Source organism: Erythrobacter sp. R86502 (genome assembly GCF_042466465.1).
GTDB lineage: Bacteria > Pseudomonadota > Alphaproteobacteria > Sphingomonadales > Sphingomonadaceae > Erythrobacter.
The window spans coordinates 1,145,563-1,170,459 of record NZ_JAXHCJ010000001.1; the positions used below are offsets into that span (position 1 = coordinate 1,145,563).

Genomic DNA, 24,897 nt, shown 5'->3' on the forward strand with positions numbered 1-24,897 from the left:
CGAGTACCAGTTCTCCTGGGGAGGAGAAACGGCCGCCGAAGGGCTTCTGTCAAAGGAAGCATTTCGGCGGCCGAATTTTTGGACGAGTGGGGTTCTACCCGCCGGTCTTCGCCATCAGATCAAGCGTCGCGGCGGTCAGCGCCTCGGTCGCGGTGGCGATTACCGTAGGCGCGTCAGGGGCCCAGAACGGCGAATGCAGCGATGGCAGGGTCATCTCCCCACGTTGCGCCTTTTCCCATTCATCGGCTTTCACCCCGCCGACCCACAGGATCAGCGATTCCACATTGTCGCGGTCAGCGCGATAGAACTGGCTGAAATCCTCACCGCCCATCACCGCCGATACTTCAGACACGCGGCCTTCAAATCGAGGCTTGAGCAACGCCGCAACGCGGTTAGTCAACGCAGGCGTATTGAAAGTGGCAGGGGTATACGGATCGGCAATGCTGACACGCGGAAGCTTTGCCTCAGGCATTCCGGCAGCGATGGCCTCTCCGCGGGCGATCCGCGCAATTCCGTCCAGAAGGTGCTTGCGCGTTTCATCCGAATAGCTGCGCACCGTGATCTGCAACCGTGCTTCATCGGGGATGATGTTGTGTTTGGAGCCTGCCTGAAAACTGCCGACTGTCACAACGGCGGGATCTGTCGGATCAAGTTCGCGGCTTACCAGCGTCTGCAGTCGCATGACGATGCTCGATGCAAGCACCACCGGATCTTTGGTGGTGTGCGGGTAAGCGCCGTGCCCGCCCACACCCGGCACCACGATGTCGACCGAATCGACATTGGCGAGCGCGAAGCCCTTGGCGTAACCGATCATGCCCGCAGGTGCCTGCGCCGCATCGTGAAACGCCATCACATAATCGGGCTTGGGAAAGCGGGTATAAAGGCCATCATCTAGCATGGCCTTGGCACCCTCGCCAATTTCTTCAGCCGGCTGCAGGATCATGACAAGCGTACCCGACCATTGATTACGCCGCGCAACCAGCTGCTGCGCCGTGCCGATCCATGCGGCCATATGCGTATCATGACCACAGGCGTGCATCACTCCGGTTTCGATTCCAGTGGCTGGCACGGCCCGGCGGGTCGAGGCGTAGGGCAGCCCGGTCTGCTCGATGACCGGCAGCCCGTCCATGTCAGCCCGCACCATTACCGTGGGACCTTCTCCGTTGCGCAGAACCGCCACAACGCCCGTCTTTCCGACGCCTTCTGTAACGTCGAAACCGAGAGCGCGCGCACGGATGGCAAGCTTTCGTGCGGTTTCGACTTCCTGAAAACTTAATTCGGGGTTGGCGTGAAGATCTCGATACAACGCCATCAGTTCAGGCATATCGGCCGCCACGGCATCACGCAGATCATCCGCGTGTGCGGGCGCGGTCGCTGCCAGCAGACATGCTCCGGCCAATAACCATGCGCGCTTCATATCCATTTCCCCCCGCCTTGTCTTGTTACAACCCGTACCAGAGCACCAACAGCACAGACAGCACTGTCACCATCAACCCCACGAGAGGGACGCCGGCGCGTATATAGTCCCTGAATTCATAGCTGCCTTCGGACATGATGAGCATGTTTGTCTGATAGGCAATCGGCGTAGCGTAGCACAGATTGCACCCGAACAGCACCGCCAGCACCAGCGGTTCGGGCGGAAGGCCCAGCTGGGTTGCAATGCTGAACGCGATAGGCGTGCCTATGGTCGCGGCCGTGGCGTTTGAAGCAAAGTTCGTGACGATAGTGACGAATAGCATGATTGCCGACAGCACCAGTGCAGGCGGCAGGTAGGCCAGTCCCAGGGACAACGCCTGCCCCAACCATTCCGCAGCACCGCTATCATCAATAACGCGGCCAATCGCCAGACTGGCTGCAATAAGCACAATGACCTTGGCTGAAAGCGCCCGGCCGACCCTGTCAAATTTCACGCATCCAGTGACAAACATCACAATCGCGCCCGCCAACGCGGAAATGGCGATGGGAATCTTGATCGGCGCATACCCGCCTGCGCTGTCGAACCACGGCACGCCGATGGAGGCTGTTGCGATTGCCCCCAGCATGATTACGCCAGCCAGAACGGCTTTCGACCGGCGCGGCAGTTCACGCGCACCTTCGAGCCTCAGTAGGCCGTCGTTGCGGGCAAACGTCTGCAAATCAGTATCGATACCCATGACAAGCAGGACATCGCCTTCAAGGATACGAAGATCGCCCGCTTCGGAATAGATGTCCCGTTCACCCAGAAGTCGTTCCGGGCGGTGAATACCCAGCACCGCGACACCGTAAAGATCGGCGATACCGGAACTCGCCAGTGTGCGGGTTATGAGGCGGGAATCGGCTGTCACAGTCATTTCCACCGCGACGACATCTTCGCCTTCGGCCTTGGAAACCCGGCGAATGCGGTCGAGCACCCATACGGGTGCAAGCTCTCCCTTCATTATTCGTGCAGCTTCTTCCAACGCCTCGTGCGTTCCGGATATGTGCAGACGTTGCCCCGGCTGAAGCAAGCCGGACGGCTTGTCATGGAACGTGATCCCGTCCGGCAGCTTTGCTGAAACTGCGGAAAGATCAGCGCCGGGAAGAAGGCTGCTGGTGCCTACCCGCAAACGGGTGTGGAAGGTGCGTCGGATGTTATCGGCAACCACGCTGTTGTCGCGCAACAACCGCGGCATCACCAACCATAAATAGGGCAATGCAAACATCGCGGCGATCAATACGATCGGCGTGAATTCGAACACGCCCAGCGGCCGCATGCCGATATCTGATGCGATGGAAACGACCAGAATGTTCGTCGATGTGCCGATTGTGGTCGCCATACCGCCGATCAGCACGGCGGCGTTGATCGGCATAAGCGTCTTGGAGGACGCCATCAGCCCCTTTCCTGCCAGCGCAACAAGGATCGGCAACAGCAGAACCATCACAGGCGTGTCATTGACAAACATCGACAGGAACAACGCAATCAGCAGGGCTGCCAGAAGGCCCAGCTGTCCGTTAATGCGAAAAATCTTTTCGAGAAGGCGGGCAAAAGGCTCAAGCGCGCCTGTGACAACCAGGCCCCGCCCCATGATCATCAACGCGCAGATCGTTATCAGCGCCTGATGTCCGAAACCGCCGAACGCCAGCGCCAATCCATCTGTGGGCTTGGTGCCTTCGAGCGGTGCGAAATATAGGCCAACCCCGATCACCGCGATAGTTACAAGCGAGATGATCTCTTCCGGGTAACGCCCCCGTGCAAAGCCGATGAACATGGCAATGGTCACTGCCATGGCCGCAATCGCATGATAGGATGGAGCTTCGAGCATGGCGTCGTTCGAGCGGTAGCGACTTCCAAGCGCTTCCGACAAGCGGTTTATCGCAAAACCTGCTCACAAGATTGTCGCAACTCCGATCGATGCGCGCAAAAAGCGTCGACGTTGTTGCGATTCGATGATCACCCCCCGTAGGGCGGCGCATTCAAAGATCGTTTCAGGAGTTACAACATGCGCCGCACCATTACGCATATCGGCGATCACGCGCTCGCTCCGTCATCGCTGATGATGAGTTACGGCTACGATCCCAAACTGTCCGAGGGCGCGATCAAGTGCCCTGTGTTTCAAAGCTCAACATTTGTGTTTGAAAGCGCAGCAGCGGGAAAAAGCGTGATGCAGCTTGCCTATGGCTTGCGCGAACGCGGCGTGGCGGAAGATCCCGGCCTTATTTATTCCCGGATCAACAATCCGGCGCTCGAAATCCTGGAAGACCGTCTGGCGCTGTGGGACGGTGCCGAACGCGCGCTGGTTTTTGCCAGCGGTATGGCAGCTATTTCCACCACGATCCTCAGCATGGCGCGGCCCGGCGATGCGATCGTCTACACACCGCCGGTTTACGGGGGCACAGACTTCCTATTCGAAAAGCTGCTGCCGCAGTTCGGCATTCGGTGTCATCCGGTTTCAGGAGATCTGTCGGCAGAAAGCATGCAGGCTTCGGTAGAGCAAGCTCGCGCTGAGCTCGCGACGACTGGCCGATTGGCTGTGATCTATGCGGAGACACCTGCCAACCCAACCAATCGTCTTGTCGATCTGGCCATGCTGGCCGATCTGGCGCGCTCGCTGGAAGGACAGCCCGGAGGCAGGCCGCGACTGGTCGTGGACAACACCATGCTTGGCCCATTGTGGCAAAAGCCGCTGGCGCATGGCGCCGATATCGCGCTTTACTCGCTCACCAAGTATGTCGGCGGTCACAGCGACCTGATCGCGGGATCCTGTGTCGGAAGCGAAGGCGATCTGGCTGCAATATCGGGATTCCGCACGATCCTGGGCACTATGACCGATCCGCACACCGCATGGCTGCTGATGCGCAGTCTCGAGACGTTGTCGCTGCGGATGCGCCAGTCCGAAGCAAGTGCTTGGAAAGTGGCCGAAACGCTCCGTAAGCATCCGAAAGTGGAACAGGTCGGTTTTCTTGGTTTCGTTGAACCGGACAGCGATCAGGGCCGGATCTATGCGCGCCAATGCACGGGCGCAGGCTCAACCTTCTCAGTGATCCTGCGCGGAGGTGAGGCTGAAGCCTTCCGGTTTCTTGATTCTCTGAAGTTGATCAAACTTGCTGTGAGTTTGGGTGGGACGGAAAGCCTTGCGTCCTATCCCGCAGGGATGACGCACGTGGACGTCGCGCCCGAAATGCAGAAAGCCTACGGGATCAGCGACAATCTGGTGCGCCTGTCGGTCGGCGTGGAAGAACCGGACGATCTGATCGCCGATTGCTTGCAGGCCCTAGAACACGTTTGACATTGCGTACGACGGGGTGGGCGATGCTGTCCCCGCCCCGTTGCCGCTGCCAAGGCACCAGCGCACTTGGCGCTGAACGCTGAAAATAAATTACGGGAAGTTGGTGCCCCTGGCCAGACTCGAACTGGCACTTCTTTCGAAACTCGATTTTGAGTCGAGCGCGTCTACCAATTCCACCACAGGGGCGCCGGATCGGGTGCGCAGGCTGTTAGCGAGCGCGCCGCGACATGGCAATAAGCTCTATCGCAAAGCACCTGCAAGAAGCTTGTGCAGTTTGGAATGCAGCGCATCGTTGGCCGCCAGGATCTGTCCAGCGTGGACCGGTTCCGAACGCCCGCGGAAGTCGCTCACGAAACCACCGGCCTCGCGCACCAGCAGGCAGCCCGCCGCAGTGTCCCACTCACTCAGGCCGCTTTCCCAAAAACCGTCGAACCGCCCCTGGGCAACGTAGGCCAGATCCAGTGACGCGGCACCAAACCGGCGAATGCCTGCGACTTCGGGGCCGATCGCACCGAAGATGCGGCTCCATTCGGCAAAATCGCCATGGCCCGCGAAGGGGATGCCGGTTGCAATCAGCGAATTGCCCAGACGCGAGCGAGCCGACACGCGCAGGCGCGCATCCTGAAGCCACGCGCCGCGCGACTTTTCCGCCCAGAAGGTCTGGTCGGTAATCGGTTGATAGACCACGCCCGCAACCACATCGCCCCAGCCCTTGCCATCAGCGCGCGGCTCCTGCGCCGCGATGCTGATCGCGAAGTGCGGGATGCCGTGGAGGAAATTGCTGGTGCCATCGAGCGGATCGACGATCCAGCGCGGCATCCCCGGATCGCCTTCGATCACACCGGCCTCTTCCATGACGAAGCCCCAGCCCGGACGGGCGGCGAGCAGTTCGTCATAAAGCGTGCGTTCGGCGCGGATATCGGCCTTGCTCACGAAATCGGCCGGGCCCTTGCGGCTGACCTGCAAATGTTCGACTTCGCCGAAATCGCGCCGCAAACGCCCGCCCGCCTTGCGCGCGGCGCGTTCCATCACGCGGATCAGGCCGGAAATAGCTGCCATGATTTGTTCTCAGCTCGCTTTGCCGACGTAGGCCTGCTCGTACACATCGACGATGATGCGCGTGCCGCTGCCGATATGCGGCGGCACCATGATGCGCACGCCGTTGTCGAGGATTGCTGGCTTGTAGCTCGACGATGCGGTCTGCCCCTTCACCACGGCATCGGCTTCGACGATCGTGGCTTCGATCTGCGAGGGCAGCTCGACCGAGATCGGCTTTTCGTCCCACAGCTCAAGGTTCACCTGCATCCCGTCCTGAAGGAAGGGGCGCGCATCGCCTAGCAGGTCGCCGGGCAGCTGAATCTGTTCGTAGGTGTCGTTGTCCATGAAGACCAGATCATCGCCTTCGGCGTAAAGGAACTGGAATTCCTTCGTGTCGAGCCGCACGCGTTCAATCGTGTCGGCGCTGCGGAAGCGCACGTTGGTCTTGCGGCCATCCTGCAGGTTCTTCATTTCAACCTGCATGTACGCACCACCCTTGCCGGGCTGCGTGTGCTGGATCTTGGCGACCTTCCAGATGCCGCCTTCATATTCCAGAATATTGCCGGGGCGAATATCGACGCCGCTGATCTTCATGGGGCTTTCGGCCTTCTTACGTAGTGGAAAGAGCACAGAGGCAAGCTGCCGCTTGGGAGCACGCCAGTAAATGATGCGCGCCCATAGCCGAGCCCGCCCATCCGGGCAAGCGCGGGCGCATGGGATATGCAGGCAATCGCCCGAAAGACCTGTCAACATTGCGACGAGGCTGATAGAGGCGCCGCATTATGAAGACCCGTTACATCTTCTTGCTGATCCTGAGCGCGGCGGCGGCCGCTGCGTTCCTTCCCGGGGGCGCGCAGGCGCAAGACCGCCGCGAATCACGACCCCAAGCCAGCGCCACCAGCGGGTTATTGGGAATCTTGCGGCACGGTGATTGGCAATGCGCGCTGCCTGGTGATGCAGGTGGTGCGGCCTATGTCGACATCCCGGCAGAAGCGTTTCGCATCGGCACCGCGTCCAGCTACATCAACGCCGCCGGTAGCGGGATTTACCTTCTGCGCGGCACCGAAGTCGTATTCACCCGCGGCCCCAAGAAGGATCAACGCTTCCGGCTGCTGGGCGAAAACACGTTGCAGAAACTCAATGCCAACGGAAGTCTCAGCAAGCTGATCTGCACGCGGATAGGAAACGGCAACTAGGGCCGGTCCTCAAGATTTTTGCCAGGCGATATCGAGCAATAGCGCTGATCGAAGGCTATCGGCGGTTGCTATGCTCGCATGACTTTCGCGAATGCTTTGATCGCAGCAACCTCATCACCATTCCATACAGCGCCGGACACGGCGAGGAAATCTGCGCCAGCTTCAATCAGCGGCTTGCAGTTATCAGGTGTTATGCCGCCGATTGCGACGCAAGGGATTTCGAAGATCGACGTCCACCATTGCAGCAATTCCAGATCAGGAACTTCTGCATCAGCGCTCTTCTGTTTGGTGGAAGACGGATAGAACGCGCCAAAGGCGACATAATCGGCACCTTCTTCGCCAGCATTCATCGCCATATGGCGGCTAGCGAGACAGGTGACGCCGATTTGTGCCTCACGCCCCAACTCATCATGTGCGTCGCGGACAGACCCATCGTCTTGACCCAAATGCACGCCATCCGCCTTCAATCGCTTTGCCAGCGAAACCGAATCATTCACGATGAAGGCAACATCTTGCGCCGCGCAGATCTCTTGAAGAGGCTGGGCAAGCGCAGCCGCCTCGTGGCTTTCAACGCCCTTCACCCGGAACTGGAACGCGGTGACAAGCTGGCCTTTGGGGCCCTTGCTGGCTGCCAATGCGCGTTCCAATCGTTGCGGAAAATCTCCACCGACATCCAGCGGAGAGATGAGATAAAGCTGTGTTTCGATCATGGCCGCGCTCGCTATCGACTTGCGCGGCGCATGTCACGCCCCGACAATCACACGCTGGCGCAGGCGATCTGGTCAATCGCCTTGCCCAACACGGCGTCGAATTCGGTGTCGGATTGACCTTTACGCAGGTCTTGCAGCAGCCCGCGGCTGAAACTGGCGATCATGCCGGGATTTTGTGCAAGCCTTTCGCAGGCGTCGTCAGTCGAAAAACCGCCGGACAATGCGACGACGCGCAACACTTTGGGGTGCTGCGTCAGCGGTGTGTAGAGCCCGGCCTTTTGCGGGATCGAGAGCTTGAGCATCACCTGCTGCCCTTCTGGTAGGCGATCCAGCTGCTTCAGAATTTCGCTCAGCAGCAAATCTTCGCCCTCGGCACGATTCTCGGCGGTGATGTCGTATTCAGGCTCAATCATCGGCATGAGTCCCGCCGCCGTAATCTGCGCTGCCACATCAAACTGCTGCGTCACGACTGCGGCAATACCTGCGGGGTTCGCCGACTTGATAACAGACCGCATCTTGGTGCCGAACATTCCGTAAGACACAGACTTTTCCAGAAGCCCAGACAGCTTTGTCATCGGCTTCATCAGCTGGACGCCATCAGCTTCGTCAGCCAGGCCTTCGTCGACCTTGATGAAAGGGACAATTCCGCGGGCTTTGAGTGCGTCCGCGGTGGGTTTTCCCTCGACCGTTGCATCCATCGTCTTTTCAAACAGGATAGCGCCGATCACCTTGCCGCTGCCAAAACAGGGTGAGGTGATCACGCGAGCGCGCATGGCGTGGATCTGCGCGAACATTTCCTCGTCGCCCGACCATTCACTGTCGTCCACCCCGTATCCGCGCAATGCCTTGGGCGTAGAGCCGCCCGATTGGTCGAGCGCGGCGATAAAGCCATGGCCCGTGGCAATACGATCGGTCATTTCGCGGGTGTTCATTGCGGCATTCTCCAATAGCACGACGACAACGCATAAACGGCGAATTACCGTCTATGCATAGGTATGCAGAGCATCTCGAAAGCGCCCTTAGCCAGTCATCCATGATGCTGCAACCGCGAAGGCCGCCAACGGGCGTTCAACGCCGCGTAAGACGGCGGATGATCCCGGTGAAGCTCAATGCAGGTTGGCCATCGCCTGTAATCAGACCGCGAACAAAGATTGTCTTGCCGCCGCCGCGGGTGACTTCGCCACGCGCCTCGACCAATGCACCGCTCGCAATCGGGCCAAGAAAATCACCCGACAGGTTGAGCGTTACGGCGTGATCGCCATTCAATTCGTCTGTAGCGATGGCAAACAGTGCAAAATCGGCAAAGGTCATCATGCAACCGCCATGCATGAAGCCGCCTCCGTTCATGTGCCGCGGCTCGGCCCGGAATGCGCTCGTATAAGAACCATCGTCTTCACGTCGGTAATAGAACGGGCCTGAGCGGGTTTCAAAGGGGTCGCCTTGCCAGTATCGCCACCCCGAAAATTCGCCCTCTTTTGCCACGCTTTGGCGACCATATGTGGATTCAACAGCCTCGCTCATCGCGCCACCCACAATTGCAGACGGCTGAGCGCGGCGGCCAGTCCTTCGTCAGCATCGAGCCGGCCCAAACTGCGTTCGGTCATTTTCCAGCCCCCAAAGGGGCCCTTGCGCCATTGGTCGGTCATCAGGAACCCGCCGCTCCACACCTTCGTGCCCAGCGCCAGTTCAAGTTCGGCGCCGGCCATGAACCATGCGGTTTTCCCAGTGGGACGGACAACCACTTCGCGAAGGGTAAAGCGCGTGCACGCAAACCCACGGTCCATCGCAGCCAAAAAACTTGGGCGATCAAGTAACTGTGGAGGGGTGCTGCCAATCAGCATCATGAAATCGCGCGCGGTAAGCCGCTTCATTTCCTTGGCATCACCTGCCACCCAAGCGCGCATCGCGCTCAGCGAGAGCGCTTCGATCTGACCGGATATGTCTGCCATATTACGATTCGAGTGCGGAGACGCCCGGCAACTCGCGACCTTCCATCCATTCCAGGAATGCACCGCCGGCGGTTGAAATATAGGTGAAATCGTCGGACGCACCCGCTTGTGCCAAAGCTGCAACTGTATCGCCGCCGCCTGCCACGCTGACCAAAGACCCTTCAAGCGTCAACGCCGCAGCGGTGCGGGCAAGGGCCACCGTCGCAGCATCGAACGGTTCGGTTTCGAAGGCGCCCAGCGGTCCGTTCCAGACCAGCGTGCGACAAGTCTTCAACACATCGGCCAAGGCTTCCACTGCCTGCGGCCCAAGGTCGAGGATCATTTCGTCAAGGGCCACTTCATGCACGTTGCACGTTCGCAGCGAAGCAGGATTGGCTGCAAATTCCTTCGCCACAACCACATCGTACGGCAGATGCACCGTGCAGCCTGCCTTGTCCGCCTCGTCCATGATCCGCGACACGGTTTCGGCAAGGTCGTGTTCGCACAGACTCTTTCCGACATCGACACCGCGCGCAGCCAGGAATGTATTCGCCATTCCGCCGCCGATGATCAGATGCTGCACCTTGCCGACCAGATGCTCAAGTACGGCGAGCTTGGTCGAAACCTTAGCCCCGCCGACTACCGCAGCAACAGGCGCCTGCGGCGCGCCGAGTGCGGCATCCAATGCCTTGAGTTCCGCTTCCATCGAACGCCCGGCATAAGCGGGAAGGAAGTGCGCCAGCCCTTCGGTGGTGGCATGGGCGCGGTGCGCTGCGCTGAAGGCATCGTTCACGTAAAGCGTGCCATGCGCAGCGATGGCCTGCGCAAAGTTGGGGTCATTGCCCTCTTCGCCCGGCCAGAACCGCGTGTTGTCCAGCAGGCCGATATCGCCTGCGCGCAGGATCGATTCGACAGACTGTACCACCACCGGACCGGTGATTTCAGGTATGAACATGACCTCCTTGCCCAGAACGGCTTCAACGTCGCCCACAACCATGCTGGTGGAAAGCATGGAAGACCGCTGACCACCGGGGCGCCCGAAATGCGCCAGCAAAAGCACCTTGGCGCCGCGCCCGGCAAGTTCGAGGATCGTCGGCTTGACCGCCTCGACCCGCGTCACGTCGGTCGCCGAACCATCCTTCATCGGCAGATTGAGATCCACGCGGACAAGCGCAACTTCGCCGGTCAGGTCAGCGGGCAGATCGTCGAGTGTCTTGAACTTGGCCACGGTCAATTCCCCTGGTGCATCCGGATCAGAGGAACTTGGCCATCACGCCGGCGGTGTCGATCATCCGATTGGAGAAGCCCCATTCGTTGTCATACCAGCTAACCACGCGGGCCAGCTTGCCTTCCATGACGCTCGTTTCGAGAGAATCGACGGTCGATGAAGCCGGGTAGTGATTGAAATCGGACGAAACCAGCGGCTGATCCGTGTAGTCCAGAACACCCTTCATCGGGCCTTGTGCCGCCGCCTTCAGCGCCGCATTGATTTCATCCTTCGTCGTATCGCGCGAAGGCGTAAACACCAGATCTATAAGCGAAACATTCGGAGTTGGCACGCGCACACTCGATCCGTCGAGCTTGCCCTTCAGTTCCGGCAGAACGAGGCCGACCGCGCGGGCTGCGCCGGTTGTAGTCGGGATCATGTTCTGCGCACCGGCGCGGGCACGGCGCAAATCACTGTGGATCTGGTCGAGCATCCGCTGATCGTTGGTGTAGCTGTGGATGGTAGTCATGAAACCACGTTCGATCCCGATCGCGTCGTTCAGAACCTTGGCGACCGGTGCAAGGCAGTTGGTGGTGCAACTGGCGTTTGAGACGATCACGTCGTCAGCGGTCAGCGTGTCGTGGTTGACGCCGTATACAATCGTCTTGGTAACGCCGGTTGCCGGAGCAGAAATGAGCACGCGCTTAGCGCCAGCGTCGAAATGCGGTCGGCTTGCTTCGTCCGACTGGAAAAAGCCCGTGCATTCCAGAACGATATCGATGCTCATGTCACCATGTGGCAATTTGGCGGGATCACGTTCCTTAGTCACTGCGATCCGCTTGCCATTGACGACGATGGCATCGCCATCGGCCTCAACTTCTCCGCCGAAACGCCCGTGAACGCTGTCGTAGGCAAACAGCAGTGCATTCGAGGCCGCATCGGACAGGTCGTTGATCGCAACCAGATCAAGATCATGGTCCGTCCGCTCGAGAATGGCGCGAGCGACAAGGCGGCCGATACGGCCAAAGCCATTGATGGCAACTTTGGTAGCCATAAGAGGTTCTCCTGCTTAAGCGTTCAATTTGTTCTGGATTTGCGGGACAATTGCGTCCGCGGTAAAGCCGAAATGCGCAAAAAGGTCTTCTGCCGGCGCCGATGCGCCGAATGTATCGAGGCCGATATTGATACCGTCGCGTCCGGTGTAACGCTCCCACCCTAAGGTCGAACCGGCCTCGATCGATACGGTCAGCGCGTTCTTGGGAAGAAGACGTGCCTTATAGGCTTCATCCTGTGCATCGAAGAGTTCGGTGCAGGGCATCGACACGACGTCTGCCCCAATCCCGGCAGCCTCAAGCTGATCCGCACATTCCATTGCAAGCGCCACTTCCGACCCTGTTGCAACCAAAACGACCTGCCGTGCCGCGTCCGATGCACGCAGACGGTAGGCGCCCTTGGCACAGCGATTATTGTCCTGTGACCAATCCGCGTCGCCTTCGCGCCGCAATTGGGGCAAGTTCTGGCGGGTCAGCGCGAGCACCGAAGGTGTCTCGGGGGTCGACAGCGCCAGCGCCCAGCATTCGGCCGTCTCGATCGCATCACAGGGACGATAAACGTTGAGGTTCGGAATCAATCGCAGGCTCATCACCTGTTCGACCGGTTGGTGCGTCGGCCCGTCTTCACCCAGCCCGATGCTGTCATGCGTCATGACATAGACGACGCCGATCTGCTGGAGCGCCGACAGACGGATTGCGTTGCGGCAATAATCGCTGAAGATCAGGAACGTACCGCCGTACGGAACCACGCCGCCATGCAACGCCATGCCGTTCATTGCGGCGGCCATGCCGAATTCGCGGATGCCATAATAGACATAGCGGCCTGAATAATCCGCGGCGGTCATTGGCAGGGTCGACGGGGTCTTTGTATTGTTCGATCCGGTCAAGTCGGCCGATCCCCCAATGAGATGAGGGATCTCTGCGGTCAGCGGACCCAAAGCGATTTCCGACGCCTTGCGGGTCGCGATCGTCTGAGGGTTACGCGCAAGTTCCTGTATGTGACCAGCGATAGCCGATGGCACCAAATCGCTGATGGGCCGCATCTGTTGTTCAAAGGCCGCCCTGTGCGCGGATGATTCGAGCCGGCCCGCCCAAGCGCCATGAGCAGCGCGGCCAGGCTCTGCCGCGGTGCGCCAATCGGCCAGAATTTCGCTCGGTATGTCGAAGGCTTGCGAGTTCCAGCCCATGACATCTCGGGCGGCGGCAACCTCGGCTGCGCCAAGCGCAGCCCCGTGAACGCCGCTGGTGCCCTGCTTGTTGGGCGCGCCCTTCCCGATCACCGTGCGGCAGGCGACCAACGAGGGACGCGGATCGGCCTTGGCTTCGTTGAGCGCGCGGTCGATATCGGCAAAATCATGACCGTCGCATTCAGTCACATGCCATCCGGTTGCGACATAACGCGCCTTGATATTTTCGGACGTGGAAAGCTCGGTCGAACCGTCGATGGTGATACGATTGTCGTCCCACAGGACGTTCATCCGCCCCAGACCGAGATGGCCAGCAAGGCCGATGGCTTCGTGGTTGATGCCTTCCATCAGGCAACCGTCACCCGCGATCACCCAGGTTCGATGATCGACAAGATCATCGCCGAATTTGGCGTTCAGGTGCCGTTCGGCCATGGCCATGCCCACGGCCATCGCAAGGCCCTGCCCCAGCGGGCCGGTGGTGCATTCGACACCATCAAGCAGGAAGTTTTCCGGATGACCGGCACACGGGCTACCAAGCTTGCGGAAATTGCGGATGTCATCGATCGTCGGCGATTGATAACCCGCCAGATACAGCAGGCTGTAGATCAGCATCGAACCGTGACCTGCGGACAGGACAAAACGATCCCGATCGGCCCAGTCCGGCGCCCCCGGATCGAACTTCACGTGCCCTGTAAACAGAACGGTTGCCACATCGGCCATACCCATCGGCATTCCGGGATGACCCGAATTGGCAGCTTCGACCGCGTCCATGGAAAGCGCGCGGATGGCATTGGCCATCGACTGGAGGCGGGCGGCGTCGAGGTTGAAGGACACGCTATTCTCCTGCGAGAGCCGACGCGCGCTGGCGCGATTCGACCCCGTTTCTGATCGCGCTGTGCCATTGCCGAGGCCAAGGGGGAGGTCAACCTTGCGCACACACTCGATCAACCGATCATCCCGCGGCGCCCCGCATCTCACTTATCAACAGCCATGCCCAAACACCTCTACGCCCGACACTTTGCGCGCCGTGAATTCTGTTGGTATTGCAAGCGTCATGAACGCCGAACGCATCGCAGCAGCCGTTGCCCGTATCGAAGCTGCCACGGCCCGCATCGATACCGCAGCCCATGATCTTGGACGCGGGACGGGCGGCAGCGTCGACGCACGCGGTGCTAACGGATCGTCACGTGTAGTCGAACTGGTCAATGTCCACGAAAAGCTGCGCGAACAGGTGGCAGAAAGCCTTCGCGAACTTGACGATATCCTGGCCCGGCTGGAAGACTGACTCCGATGAGCAACGTGACCCTCAACATCGGCCCCAAGTCCTATGTCATTGCCTGCGCAGATGGTCAGGAAGACCACATCGCGGCTCTCGGCGCCATGATTGCCGAAAAATACGCGCAGCTTGGCACATCGCGTGCCCCGCTTGAGGCACAGAATCTCCTTTTTGCGGCGTTGTTTCTGGCCGACGAACTGGCTGAAGCGCGCAAGCACGCAAGCAAGACGCCCGCCCCCGATCCGGAAATCGCGTACTTGCGCCAATCGATTGAGCAGCTGGAAAGCGAGCTTGAAAGCGCCCGCAAGGCTTCGACTCAGGCTCCGCTGCCCACCACTTACGCCGATCGGTTGGGCGATACCCCTGATACTTCGGAAATGGCTGAACGCATGGAGGCGCTCGCATCGCAGTTGGAAGCTAATGCTGCGGCGCTTGAAGCCGTGGCTGCAAGCGCCTAGATAACAAGCGGCGGGACTGCCCGGCACGAGCCGATTGAATATCCCTGAGGCTATAAGTAATCCAAATGGGAGCTGTCCCTGCCCTTGTTTGCCGGTTCGTCCGGAAGACTTGGGCATACGGCGCCCACCTGACGTACCACGCGTCAGAGGATTTCTAGCGCAAACGACCCATGGTGGTTCCGTCACCCGTTTGATTTACGCGTGCCCTGTGGCTCGCGAAATCGTCGCTCATGCGATCAGATTGTCGCGTCGCTTCGGGCGCCCGATTGGCCTTGCGGCCGTTCAGGTCGTGTTGGCCCAACGTTGTGAGAATGAAAAAAACGCGTGACAGCCAAATCCGAACTCCGTCGTTCTCTTCGCGCCGCGCGAAAAGCGCATGTCGAGGCCTTGCCAGCCTCGATCCGCGGCTTGTTGTTTCACCGGCCGCCTGCGCCTTTGCTTGCCCGTATTGCGCAAGATGCGGTGATCGGGCTTTACCACGCCGACGCCCACGAAGCGCCAACCGCGGCCTATGCGCGTTTCTTTCACGAAGCAGGGCATATGGTCGCCTTGCCCCGGTTCGATTCTGCCGATGCGCCAATGACGTTTGCAACGTTCCACGATCCGCATGGCGAAAGCGACCTCGAGCCCGGACCGCACGGTATCCTGCAGCCCGGCATCGGCGATGGGCCGATCATCCCGGAAGTCCTGTTTGTACCACTGGTTGGTTTCACAGCCGCGCTGGACAGGCTTGGCCAAGGCGGTGGCTATTACGATCGATGGATGTCGGAACATAGCCCGAGCCTGGCCATTGGATTGGCGTGGGACGCCCAGCTATGCGACCATCTGCCGACCGAACCTCACGACATGGCGCTGGATGCCATCGTCACCCCTACACGGATTTACGGACACCTTTGATGCGCGAAACACCCACCTGGCGAATCCCCTTTGGCATCATCAGCCTGTTCCTGCTGCTCATCGCTTATGGGGTTATTGTCGCGCGATATGCCCCCGGCATCATCGGTGGCTGGTCAGGCGCTACGCAAACGGTGGTGTATGTGATTCTCGGTCTGATCTGGTTGTTGCCGCTCAAACGGTTTCTGATCTGGATGGAGACGGGCCGCTGGAGTGCGCCCGACTCGCAGTAAACCCCCGAAGGCATCGTAGGCCAACGGGCAGCAGCCACCCGATAAAGAAAAAGGCGGGCCGAAGCCCGCCTTTGTTCCTGCCATTGCGGCGATCCAACGGACAAGTGGCGCGAGTGACGGGGCTCGAACCCGCGACCTCCGGCGTGACAGGCCGGCGCTCTAACCAACTGAGCTACACCCGCACATCTTGTCCTTTTGAGCGTTCCGGCTGTGCCGTTCCGCCCGTGGAGCAGCGCCATTAGGGCGCTCGGTTCAGGCTGTCAACGCCCTCGAAACACCCCCGGCACATTATTTTCCATCAATCCACAAGCAGCCCCGCCGGCTGCTCAATCAGACGCTTGATCCCTCGCACAAAGCTTGCCGCATCGTGGCCATCGACGACGCGGTGATCGCAGGAAATCGACATGTTCATCAGCTTGCGTTTCGCAATCCGCTCGCCGCCCATTCCGTCAGAAACAAACATCGGGCGCTCGACAATGCGATTGGGGCCGATGATCGCCACTTCAGGACGGTTGATGACCGGCGTGGTCGCGACCCCGCCAAGCGGTCCGAGCGATGTGATTGTCAGCGTGGAGCCCGAAAGCTCTTCCGATGTCGCCTTGCCACTGCGGGCGGCGTCGGCAAGCCGTCCGATTTCGCGAGCAAGCTGCCACAGGTTGCGGCTTTGCGCATCGCGTATCACCGGAACCATCAGCCCGGCATCGGTCTGTGCTGCCATGCCGAGATGGACACTGCCGTACCGGGTGACCACACCCGCTTCGTCATCGAAACGAGCGTTGATCATCGGAAATTCGGGCACCATCTTGCAGATCGCCGTGATCAACAGAGGCAGCATGGTCAATTTGGGCCGATCGCCGCGCGCCGCGTTCAACTGTGAACGCAGTTCTTCAAGCGCCGTAACGTCGCATTCTTCGACATAGGTGAAGTGCGGAATGTTCCGCTTGGCCGCGGCCATGTTCTGCGCGATTCGCTTGCGCAGACCAATGACCTTGATAGCTTCGTCCTCGCGGACCTTGCCCGCTGCCGCAAAGCCGCTGCCAGAATTGTACGCCAAGAAGGCATCCAGATCGCCGTGACGCACGCGGCCGTCTTCGGCAGGCTTTACCGCAGCCAGATCCACGCCCAGATCGCGGGCGCGTTGCCGCACCGCCGGCGATGCCAGCACCTTTGCATCGGTTTGCACCACAGAGTTCGGCACGGCCGCCTGCGCAGGCTTCGCCGGTGTTTGCTCTGCCAAGGCAGCGGCATCCTGCTGATCGCTGGCATCGGGGTTCTCGACCTCAATACGCTCGGTGACGGTTTGCGACATTGGCGCAGGCGCGCCATCGGATTCGTCGGCGTCCGACATCTCGTCTTCGATCTGCCCGGCTGCCGCTTCGGCATCCTCATGGGAGACTTCACCCTCCCCATCAGCCTCGATCACCAGAAGCATCGCGCCAATGGCAATGGTGTCACCCACCTCGCCGGCAAGCTCGACGACGGTGCCGGATACGGGGCTTTCGATATCGATTGTCGCCTTGTCGGTCATCACATCGACAAGGTGCTGGTCTTCCTCGACCCGGTTACCGACCTTTACGTGCCATTCGACGACTTCCGCCTCGGCAACGCCTTCGCCCACATCGGGCATCTTGAAAATGAACGTGGCCATGATTGGGTCAGTCCTTGAATAGCTTGTCGATCGCCTCGCCGATGCGGACGGGGCCGGGGAAATAGGCCCATTCGAGGCTGTGCGGATAGGGCGTGTCAAACCCGGTGACGCGTTCAACCGGGGCTTCGAGGTGATAGAAGCAGCGTTCAGTGACAAGCGCGGAAAGCTCGGCACCAAAGCCGCTGGTACGCGTGGCTTCGTGGACGATCAGGCAACGCCCGGTCTTTTCCACCGATGCTTCGATGGCCTTGATATCAAGGGGCACCAGGGTGCGCAGATCAAGAATATCGGCATCGATACCCTTGGCTTCGCAAACAGCCTCGGCCACGTGAACCATCGTGCCGTAGGCCAGAACCGTCAATGCTTCGCCTTCGCGTACATGACGCGCCTTGCCGAGCGGGATCTTGTAGTATCCTTCCGGCACCACGCTGTCGGCGTGCTTTTTCCATGGTTCGACCGGCTTGTCGTAATAGCCCGAAAACGGTCCGTTGTAGATCCGTTTGGGTTCAAAGAAGATCACCGGGTCGTTGTCTTCGATGGCAGAGATCAGCAGCCCCTTAGCATCATAGGGGGTGGCGGGAATTACGGTCTTGAGCCCTGCCACATGGGTAAACAGCGCTTCGGGGCTTTGACTGTGGGTCTGGCCACCAAAAATGCCACCACCAAAAGGTGAGCGCACAGTCAGCGGTGCGATGTAGTCCCCCGCCGAACGGTACCGCAGGCGCGCTGCTTCACTGATCAGCTGATCGAGACCGGGATAGATGTAATCGGCAAACTGGATTTCGGGCACGGGACGCAGACCATAGGCCCCCATCCCGACCGCAGCACCGATGATTCCACATTCGCTGATCGGCGTGTCGAAAACACGGTTTTTCCCATGTTTGGCCTGAAGGCCTGCGGTGGCGCGGAACACGCCGCCGAAATAGCCGACATCCTCACCCATGATGACCACGTTCGGGTCACGTCCAAGCATGATGTCGAGTGCTTCATTGATCGCCTCAATCATGTTGAGACGGCGTTCGGCTGTTACGTTCTCACCGATGGTTGCGATATCGTCGCTCATCCGAAGGGCCTTTCGGTACCGAACTTGGCAATGCGTTCGCGGATCGCCTGATCGGCCTGTTCTTCAAGATGCCAGGGCAGCTCTTCGTAAACATCCTCGAACATGGTGTGGAACGGGTGATGCAGACCATGGCCAAGAATGCCGTTCTTTTCGGCTTCCTTGGTGGTGGCCTTGACCTGTTCGGCGCAGGCGAGATCCATCGCCGCCTGACGATCTTCGTCCCACTCGCCAATGGCGATCAGGTGATTCTTCAGCCGGTTGACAGGATCGCCCAGGGGCCATTCCTCACGTTCCTGCGCACTGCGATAGCCGCTTGGATCGTCCGAGGTGGAATGGCCCTCAGCGCGGTAGGTGAAATATTCGATCAGCGTCGGCCCGTGATTGCCGCGGGCGCGGTTTGCGGCCCATTGCGCTGCGGCATAGCAGGCCAGCGCATCATTGCCATCGACCCGCAAGGCGGCGATGCCATGACCCAGACCGCGGGCCGCAAAGGTGGTGCGCTCGCTTCCGGCAAATCCCGAAAAGCTCGAAATCGCCCACTGATTGTTGATCACGTTCAGGATCACAGGAGCGTTATAAACGGCGGCAAAGGTACAGGCGGCGTGGAAATCGCCTTCGGCCGTGCTGCCCTCACCCACCCAGCTCGCCGCGATTCTGCTGTCGCCCTTGATCGCACTAGCCATCGCCCAGCCCACTGCCTGCGGGCACTGCGTGGCAAGGTTGCCGGAGATACTGAAAAAGCTGTGCTCGCGGCTGGAATACATGATCGGCAGCTGGCGCCCCTTCAGCTTGTCCGCCTTGTTCGAATAGATCTGGTTGATCATTTCGATCAGCGGATACCCGCGGGCAATCAGAATGCCCTGCTGGCGATAGCTGGGGAACACCATGTCGTCGCTCGCCAGCGCCATCGCAGGCGCGATCGAAGTCGCCTCCTCGCCGGTGCATTTCATGTAGAAGCTGGTCTTGCCCTGGCGCTGGCCGCGGAACATCCGTTCATCGAACGCGCGCACCATTGCCATATGGCCAAGCATCGTGCGCAAGGTTTCGGGATCAAGCCGCGGGTTCCATGGCCCGTGCGCCTGATTGTCCTCACCCAGTACCCGCACAAGCCCGTAGGCCAGTTCGGACATCTGCGACGGATGAACGCCCTCGTCAGGACGTGCCAACGCCCCAGGAGCGCCAATGTCGATGTGCGAAAAATCCGCGCGATCGCCGGGCCGGTATAGTGGCTCTGGCACATGCAGCGCGAGAGCCGGCCGGTTGGTGTCCGCCGGATTCCCTGGTTCGGCCATGAATGTGCTCTCCCCTCGCGCGCCGGATCATTCCGGTGCAATCATTGCTTGAATACGTATTTTTATTTCAACGTCGCACAGCGGTCAAGCACGGCACGGTGGACAGCATCAAACCGCAACAGGCGCAGCGATCGGGGGCATTGGCGCGTAATCATGCACCACAAAATCGTCGATCGCGTAGTCGAATATTGTTTCGGGCTTGCGCAGGATCTCCATCGTCGGTCTGCCTTGGGGGCTGCGGTCAAGCTGCTCTTCAATCAGGTGCGCGTGATTGAGATACAGGTGCACATCGCCCCCCATCCACACCAGCTCGCCCGGCTCCATGCCCACCTGCTGCGCCATCATGCGTGTCAGAAGTGCGGCAGACCATAAGTTAAATGGGAGGCCAAGCGCGACGTCACAGCTGCGCTGATACAGCAGGCAGTTCAACCGGGCTGCGCTGCCATTGCCTGCGACATGGAACTGATAAGTCTTGTGGCACGGCGGCAGAGCCATCCGATCGAGTTCAGCTACATTCCACCCTTCGATGATGTGACGACGGCTACCGGGGCTGGTTCGCAGTGATTCGACCACGGCGGCGATCTGGTTGATCCCCTCGCCCTTTTCGTACAGCCCATCCGCGCGGTAGCGAAAGGTGGGCCAATCAACCCATTGCTTGCCATAGACCGGACCAAGATCGCCCCAGCGCGCCGCGAATTGCGCATCATCCGCAATTCGCGCGACAAAGTTATCCAGATCAATGGGATCGCCGGTTTGCCGCACATAATTGGCATGAGGCCATTCGTTCCAGATTTTGACGCCTTGCAGAACTAGAGGCCGGATGTTGGTCGATCCGGTCAGGAACCATAACAATTCGCGAGTCGCCGTCTTCCAGTACACGCGCTTGGTCGTCAGCAATGGCATGGCACCGTCCGCCAGATCATAACGCAAGACACTGCCACATACCGAACGCGTGCCGACCCCCGTTCGATCGACGCGCTCGCTCCCGGTTTCCCATATCGCGCGCATTAAATCGAGATATTGCATCTCGGGGTGCGGATTGACGGTTTTGTCTAAAGGAATCGCAGCGCTGGCCATGGACCGCACCATAAGCCGCAATTGCCCGCTTGCCACCCTCGTCATCCACACCTATAGGGCGCGCCTTGCCTCGATCCGCAGGGGCTTTTGACCCAGCGGAGCCGACACGGTCGGGGAGTAGCTCAGCCTGGTAGAGCACTGTCTTCGGGAGGCAGGGGCCGGAGGTTCGAATCCTCTCTCCCCGACCAATTTTCGTCGTTTCCGACATTAAGCCGCAGAATTCCGCCGTTTTCCTTCAACCGAGGAAATCGGTCGGGAATTTATTGCGCCGATTGTGCCACAAATTGTGCCACAGATTGTGTCCGCGCTGTGCCCCGCCCCGCTCCTCGCAGCCAGGGTTCACATGGCATGGCTCTCTATCGTCGCGGCCCCGTCTTCTGGTGGAAATCCCGCCTGCGTTTCTCTTCTGTTCCATCCCATACTACAATTGTGAGGATATCGCTGCGCACGGCGAGCCCCCAGCAGGCCCGATCGCGTGCAGCCGAACTCGATCTGGCGAAGGACGCAATCATGGAACAGAGGCCGTTACTGAGACGCAGCTTGAAGGCGGACGACATGCCCGCGCTCTACAAGCAGGCCTTCGAGCGTGAGCTCGACCGGATCATCCTGTCCCAGTTCCAGGAACCGGGACGTGTCGATGATCATCTGGCCTTCAATCGCCACTACGCCCGTTACTTCTCGCTGCTGGCCACCGAACCGCAGCTGGCCGATGCAAGCATGGAAAGCCATCAGGAACTCGTCGGGCGTGGTCTTGGCAAGAACGATGCTGATGCACTTGCCGCCATAGCAAGCCGTCATAGACACCAACGCCCAATTTCGCCCGGACAACTCGCCGATGATCTGCGTGCTCAGGGTATCGGGCCGAGCGAGAAAAACCTTGCCGCGTGTGCGCGGATCGCAGCTACGGCATATCGGAATGCCAATATCGAGGCCTGCAAGGAGCTGGGATCGCCGTTGCCGGAAGGCGATGTCTGGCCGTTGCCGAAACATCTGGAACGGCTTGCTCATTCCGAAGCAGTGCCCAATGTTCCCGCTCCAGTTCATCCCGCGAATGAAGCGCTGGATGAGGCACCCGCAGCTACAAATGAGGGTTCTCCGCCATTCGTAGCTCCACCGCTTTCTGTCTACGCTCAGGAGGCTTTGCGGAAGAAGATCACGGACGGGGCGTGGGACAAGGGACGCAAGCGCGATATCGAAGGTGCGGTCAGGATCTTCATCGCGGCGAACGGAGACATCCCCGTCAATGCCATTACCCAGAAGCATCTCATCGACATGAAGGACCTCTTTCCCCGTCTTCCTGTCGTTTACGGGCGGGCGCGGAACGATGAAAACGGCATGGAAGTCAGGGAAACAATCGAGGAAGCGCTCGAACGCGGCGATGCCCTGCGAAGAAAATGGGATGAAGATCCCTCCGCCGCCGATGCCGAAGGGCTTCCTTACGTAGGCCTGTCGCTCGTCACGCAACGCAAGCACATGACGTGGATCAGTGCGCTGATCACGCACCTTGAGGGCCATGATCCGGATCTTGCTCCCAAGGGTCTGAATTTCACAGCGGTTCGTAAGACGCTTGTCCAGCCAAAGAAACAGGGCGAGCGCCAGTCGGTCAAGAACAACCAGAAGCGAAACGCCGGGCGGCTGCCCTGGCATCCCGACGAATTGCGGAAAATGCTTGAAACCCCCGTCTGGTATGGATGCGCCGGTTTGTGGCAGCGGTTCGAACCGGGCGATGAAGTAATCCATGACGGCAGTTACTGGGTGCTGCCGCTGGTTGTCTCCACGCTCGCGCGGTCCGACGAAATTGCAGGCCTTTCCGTCTCCGACGTTGTCCTCGATGATGAGGTTCCTCACCTCCACATCCGGGAAAACTGCCTGCGGCGCATCAAGACCGTCTCATCAACTCGAAGGGTCCCGATCGCCCGGAAGCTGCTTGAGCTTGGCTTTGGTGACTATGTGACAGCAATGAAGGAGGCCGGCCATCGTGCTCTCTTTCCCGAGTTCGTGCACCCGACGATGGATTCCGACAAGTGCTTCTACAAGGACCTTTTCGGTCCCCTGCGCAAACTGGTGTTTCCGAATGGCACTTCCAGAAAGCGGGCCCGCAAGGACGTCGACGTCCCGTCTATACGCACGCTGGGTTTCAATGTTCTTCGCGCCAAGGAGAGCGAGACCAAGCTGAAAGTATTCGACAAGGAACATCGTCAAGGCCTTGGCGGTCACAAGCCAGGCGATACGGAGGGTAGACACTACGACAATGACTTCGAACCCCATGAGCTCGTCGAACTGGTCGAAGTGCTCGCAGATCTGTTACCTGAAATCCCGAGGCGACCGCTTAACCTGAGGCCTCAGGAATATCAGAAATTCGGCAAGCCCCGCGGCCGACCGAAGAAGTTAGGATGAGCAATGGGAGGCGCGGCTGCTACGCGCCCCCATCTCGGTCGTTCAGTAGTTCGCCTGCTAATCCTACAAGCCACCGTTCTTCTATTCATTGCTGATTGGCGATGACGGGTCTTTATGCCCTGCGACCCTCGAACGCAGAGCCAGTTTGAACAGCTATTCGTCCAAGCGCATAGCTCGGTTTCGCTCGTTACCATGGCTAATCGATTTGCCTTCACCGGACTTCGGCAACCGGCGATCCGAGCGCCTGCCTCAGGGCTTTGAAGGCTTCGTGCAGCTCTGGCAGTAGCAAGTGGTCGATCGCTACACTCATCACTTGCGGGAACACTTCGTTGGAACTGCGTGCGAAACATGTCCCACTCGGCATCATGGCGTAGTGGAACGAGGGCGTCTGCTTGAAGATAGGGCCAAGGCAAACATTCTTAAGCCTAGCGTTGAATTAGCTCGGGTCGGAAACGCCCCGCGACCGGCATGTTTACTGCCCAAGGAAATTTCAGTGGGTGACCATTCTCATATTGATTGACCAACAATTTAGGCAGGTTGCGTTTATCGTAGATTGTGCCCAGTCGAATGGACAGGCTGGCTGGCGCTGCAAGAAATAGCGAAATCTCCGAGATGCCGCGCCTTCCGAGATCCATAGTGGTATCCAAGAACTGTTGGGCAAGGGCCTGTTGCTTCTCTTCCGACCAATGCGATGCGGTCGATCGATCGGCCAAATCCAATCTGATGATTGGTGCACTCGGCTCCACCAACCTTATGTCGTCGTCGAAAACGTCATAGGATGCGGAAACGGCCAAAACTGCGCGGGAATCCGTTTTGTGGATCCCACTCAAGCCGGCAATCGCAAACCTTTTCCCATCGTCCTCATCATCCAAGGTTCGCCACATCTGCGACTTGCGGTCCCAGTCCATCAGGATCGTCTTGTGTTCGTCATCCACAATGACACCCAACAAGAACAGCAAGGGAACCGGCGCCAATCCTCCCAAGGCGAAGGTCACGTCAGATCGGTCGACGCCGCTTGCGCGGCGCGAGATGTCATCAGGGAGCCCGGACAATCTCTCGAGGGCCCTTGCCGGACTTACGATTTGCCCATCTACGATCCCTTGCCGAACGTCGACGGTAAATGCGTCACGCCGCCCCTTCACTGCAGGAGATATTGCGTTCTCCAATGGCTCGCCGGCCCATTCTCGCAAGCCTCGAGCCTCAATCACGATTACTTTTTTGCGATTTTCCAGCCGGACGTCACGCGCGATGAGGACCAGTCCGATAACGACAAGCGCTGTAGCGATAAGAAAGACGGCCCAAGTAAGAACGGCTGCTCCACCTGAGCTGTCCCAGCTGAAGATAAAGGGCCCGTCTTTGGTCGGAACGGTTATTCCGACTGAGAGCCCGACCAAGGCCACAACGAAGAGACCAGCGCCAATTCTGGTCAACCTCAACCCGATGGATCGGCGACGGAATAGCCAGTCGATCAGCGATCGTAAAAAATACTTGGTCAA

At 59.5% G+C, this 24,897-nt stretch carries 23 protein-coding genes, 3 tRNA genes and 1 other RNA gene; 9 read left to right on the forward strand and 18 right to left on the reverse strand.

Annotated features, from left to right (window positions below):
- Window positions 1–94 precede the first annotated feature (94 nt).
- Both SJY33_RS05480 and SJY33_RS05485 read right to left on the reverse strand, forming a co-directional pair.
- Window positions 95–1,417: an amidohydrolase gene (locus SJY33_RS05480; protein ID WP_379923526.1), complete on the reverse strand. Its 1,323-nt coding sequence runs from the start codon at window positions 1,415–1,417 to the stop codon at window positions 95–97.
- 25 nt (window positions 1,418–1,442) lie between these two features.
- Window positions 1,443–3,281: an SLC13 family permease gene (locus SJY33_RS05485; RefSeq protein WP_379921591.1), complete on the reverse strand. Its 1,839-nt coding sequence runs from the start codon at window positions 3,279–3,281 to the stop codon at window positions 1,443–1,445.
- Between the two features lie 177 nt (window positions 3,282–3,458).
- On the opposite strand from SJY33_RS05485, the gene SJY33_RS05490 reads away from it, so the two are divergent.
- Window positions 3,459–4,745, forward strand: coding sequence for a cystathionine gamma-synthase family protein (locus SJY33_RS05490; protein ID WP_379921592.1), 1,287 nt, complete (start codon window positions 3,459–3,461; stop codon window positions 4,743–4,745).
- Window positions 4,746–4,846: 101 nt separating this feature from the next.
- Here the strand turns inward: SJY33_RS05490 and SJY33_RS05495 are convergent.
- The 3 genes from SJY33_RS05495 to efp form a co-directional block, all read right to left on the reverse strand.
- Window positions 4,847–4,931 (reverse strand) — tRNA-Leu (locus SJY33_RS05495).
- 54 nt (window positions 4,932–4,985) lie between these two features.
- On the reverse strand, window positions 4,986–5,804 hold the full coding sequence (locus tag SJY33_RS05500; protein WP_379921593.1) for an inositol monophosphatase family protein: 819 nt from the start codon (window positions 5,802–5,804) through the stop codon (window positions 4,986–4,988).
- A 9-nt stretch (window positions 5,805–5,813) separates the two neighbouring features.
- Window positions 5,814–6,377, reverse strand: a complete 564-nt coding sequence (gene efp / locus SJY33_RS05505; protein ID WP_379921594.1) for an elongation factor P — start codon at window positions 6,375–6,377, stop codon at window positions 5,814–5,816.
- A 188-nt stretch (window positions 6,378–6,565) separates the two neighbouring features.
- Here efp and SJY33_RS05510 point away from each other — a divergent pair, with 188 nt between their 5' ends.
- Window positions 6,566–6,979 carry an elongation factor P gene (locus SJY33_RS05510; RefSeq protein ID WP_379921595.1) on the forward strand — a complete coding sequence of 138 codons (414 nt, stop codon included), beginning with the start codon at window positions 6,566–6,568 and terminating at the stop codon, window positions 6,977–6,979.
- 68 nt (window positions 6,980–7,047) lie between these two features.
- Here the strand turns inward: SJY33_RS05510 and thiE are convergent, their stop codons facing one another.
- The 7 genes from thiE to tkt form a co-directional block, all read right to left on the reverse strand.
- The gene (gene thiE, locus SJY33_RS05515; RefSeq protein ID WP_379921596.1) at window positions 7,048–7,689 is read right to left on the reverse strand and encodes a thiamine phosphate synthase; all 642 of its coding nucleotides are present in this window, start codon (window positions 7,687–7,689) and stop codon (window positions 7,048–7,050) included.
- Between the two features lie 47 nt (window positions 7,690–7,736).
- On the reverse strand, window positions 7,737–8,621 hold the full coding sequence (locus SJY33_RS05520) for a fructose bisphosphate aldolase (RefSeq protein WP_379921597.1): 885 nt from the start codon (window positions 8,619–8,621) through the stop codon (window positions 7,737–7,739).
- A gap of 136 nt (window positions 8,622–8,757) precedes the next feature.
- On the reverse strand, window positions 8,758–9,210 hold the full coding sequence (locus tag SJY33_RS05525) for a PaaI family thioesterase (protein WP_379921598.1): 453 nt from the start codon (window positions 9,208–9,210) through the stop codon (window positions 8,758–8,760).
- Complete coding sequence (locus tag SJY33_RS05530) at window positions 9,207–9,638, reverse strand: DUF4440 domain-containing protein (RefSeq protein ID WP_379921599.1); 432 nt, start codon at window positions 9,636–9,638, stop codon at window positions 9,207–9,209. The genes SJY33_RS05525 and SJY33_RS05530 overlap by 4 nt, the downstream gene beginning before the upstream one ends.
- A gap of 1 nt (window position 9,639) precedes the next feature.
- Window positions 9,640–10,845 carry a phosphoglycerate kinase gene (locus SJY33_RS05535; protein ID WP_379921600.1) on the reverse strand — a complete coding sequence of 402 codons (1,206 nt, stop codon included), beginning with the start codon at window positions 10,843–10,845 and terminating at the stop codon, window positions 9,640–9,642.
- Window positions 10,846–10,870: 25 nt separating this feature from the next.
- Window positions 10,871–11,878: a type I glyceraldehyde-3-phosphate dehydrogenase gene (gene gap / locus SJY33_RS05540; protein WP_379921601.1), complete on the reverse strand. Its 1,008-nt coding sequence runs from the start codon at window positions 11,876–11,878 to the stop codon at window positions 10,871–10,873.
- Between the two features lie 15 nt (window positions 11,879–11,893).
- Complete coding sequence (gene tkt / locus SJY33_RS05545; RefSeq protein ID WP_379923527.1) at window positions 11,894–13,861, reverse strand: transketolase; 1,968 nt, start codon at window positions 13,859–13,861, stop codon at window positions 11,894–11,896.
- A gap of 256 nt (window positions 13,862–14,117) precedes the next feature.
- On the opposite strand from tkt, the gene SJY33_RS05550 reads away from it, so the two are divergent.
- From SJY33_RS05550 to SJY33_RS05570, 5 genes are all read left to right on the forward strand, one after another.
- Window positions 14,118–14,348: a hypothetical protein gene (locus SJY33_RS05550; protein ID WP_379921603.1), complete on the forward strand. Its 231-nt coding sequence runs from the start codon at window positions 14,118–14,120 to the stop codon at window positions 14,346–14,348.
- Between the two features lie 5 nt (window positions 14,349–14,353).
- Window positions 14,354–14,797 carry a cell division protein ZapA gene (locus tag SJY33_RS05555; RefSeq protein ID WP_379921604.1) on the forward strand — a complete coding sequence of 148 codons (444 nt, stop codon included), beginning with the start codon at window positions 14,354–14,356 and terminating at the stop codon, window positions 14,795–14,797.
- A 10-nt stretch (window positions 14,798–14,807) separates the two neighbouring features.
- Window positions 14,808–14,981, forward strand: a non-coding RNA gene (gene ssrS, locus SJY33_RS05560) — 6S RNA.
- Between the two features lie 140 nt (window positions 14,982–15,121).
- Window positions 15,122–15,694 carry a 5-formyltetrahydrofolate cyclo-ligase gene (locus SJY33_RS05565; RefSeq protein ID WP_379921606.1) on the forward strand — a complete coding sequence of 191 codons (573 nt, stop codon included), beginning with the start codon at window positions 15,122–15,124 and terminating at the stop codon, window positions 15,692–15,694.
- Window positions 15,694–15,924 (forward strand): DUF2842 domain-containing protein, encoded by a 231-nt coding sequence (locus tag SJY33_RS05570; RefSeq protein WP_379921607.1) that lies wholly within the window; start codon window positions 15,694–15,696, stop codon window positions 15,922–15,924. The genes SJY33_RS05565 and SJY33_RS05570 overlap by 1 nt, the downstream gene beginning before the upstream one ends.
- A gap of 105 nt (window positions 15,925–16,029) precedes the next feature.
- On the opposite strand, the gene SJY33_RS05575 is transcribed toward SJY33_RS05570, so the two are convergent.
- From SJY33_RS05575 to thyA, 5 genes are all read right to left on the reverse strand, one after another.
- Window positions 16,030–16,106 (reverse strand) — tRNA-Asp (locus SJY33_RS05575).
- A 116-nt stretch (window positions 16,107–16,222) separates the two neighbouring features.
- Window positions 16,223–17,572 carry a dihydrolipoamide acetyltransferase family protein gene (locus SJY33_RS05580; RefSeq protein WP_379921608.1) on the reverse strand — a complete coding sequence of 450 codons (1,350 nt, stop codon included), beginning with the start codon at window positions 17,570–17,572 and terminating at the stop codon, window positions 16,223–16,225.
- A gap of 7 nt (window positions 17,573–17,579) precedes the next feature.
- Window positions 17,580–18,635 (reverse strand): alpha-ketoacid dehydrogenase subunit beta, encoded by a 1,056-nt coding sequence (locus SJY33_RS05585; protein ID WP_379921609.1) that lies wholly within the window; start codon window positions 18,633–18,635, stop codon window positions 17,580–17,582.
- The gene (locus tag SJY33_RS05590) at window positions 18,632–19,927 is read right to left on the reverse strand and encodes a thiamine pyrophosphate-dependent enzyme (protein ID WP_379921610.1); all 1,296 of its coding nucleotides are present in this window, start codon (window positions 19,925–19,927) and stop codon (window positions 18,632–18,634) included. Before SJY33_RS05590 ends, SJY33_RS05585 begins: the two co-directional genes overlap by 4 nt.
- Window positions 19,928–20,035: 108 nt before the next feature.
- Window positions 20,036–21,004 (reverse strand): thymidylate synthase, encoded by a 969-nt coding sequence (gene thyA / locus SJY33_RS05595; protein ID WP_379921611.1) that lies wholly within the window; start codon window positions 21,002–21,004, stop codon window positions 20,036–20,038.
- Between the two features lie 111 nt (window positions 21,005–21,115).
- On the opposite strand from thyA, the gene SJY33_RS05600 reads away from it, so the two are divergent.
- Both SJY33_RS05600 and SJY33_RS05605 read left to right on the forward strand, forming a co-directional pair.
- Window positions 21,116–21,192 (forward strand) — tRNA-Pro (locus SJY33_RS05600).
- Between the two features lie 160 nt (window positions 21,193–21,352).
- Complete coding sequence (locus SJY33_RS05605; RefSeq protein ID WP_379921612.1) at window positions 21,353–23,401, forward strand: hypothetical protein; 2,049 nt, start codon at window positions 21,353–21,355, stop codon at window positions 23,399–23,401.
- 425 nt (window positions 23,402–23,826) lie between these two features.
- Here SJY33_RS05605 and SJY33_RS05610 read toward each other — a convergent pair whose 3' ends face one another.
- Window positions 23,827–24,897 carry an SAVED domain-containing protein gene (locus SJY33_RS05610; RefSeq protein ID WP_379921613.1) on the reverse strand — a complete coding sequence of 357 codons (1,071 nt, stop codon included), beginning with the start codon at window positions 24,895–24,897 and terminating at the stop codon, window positions 23,827–23,829.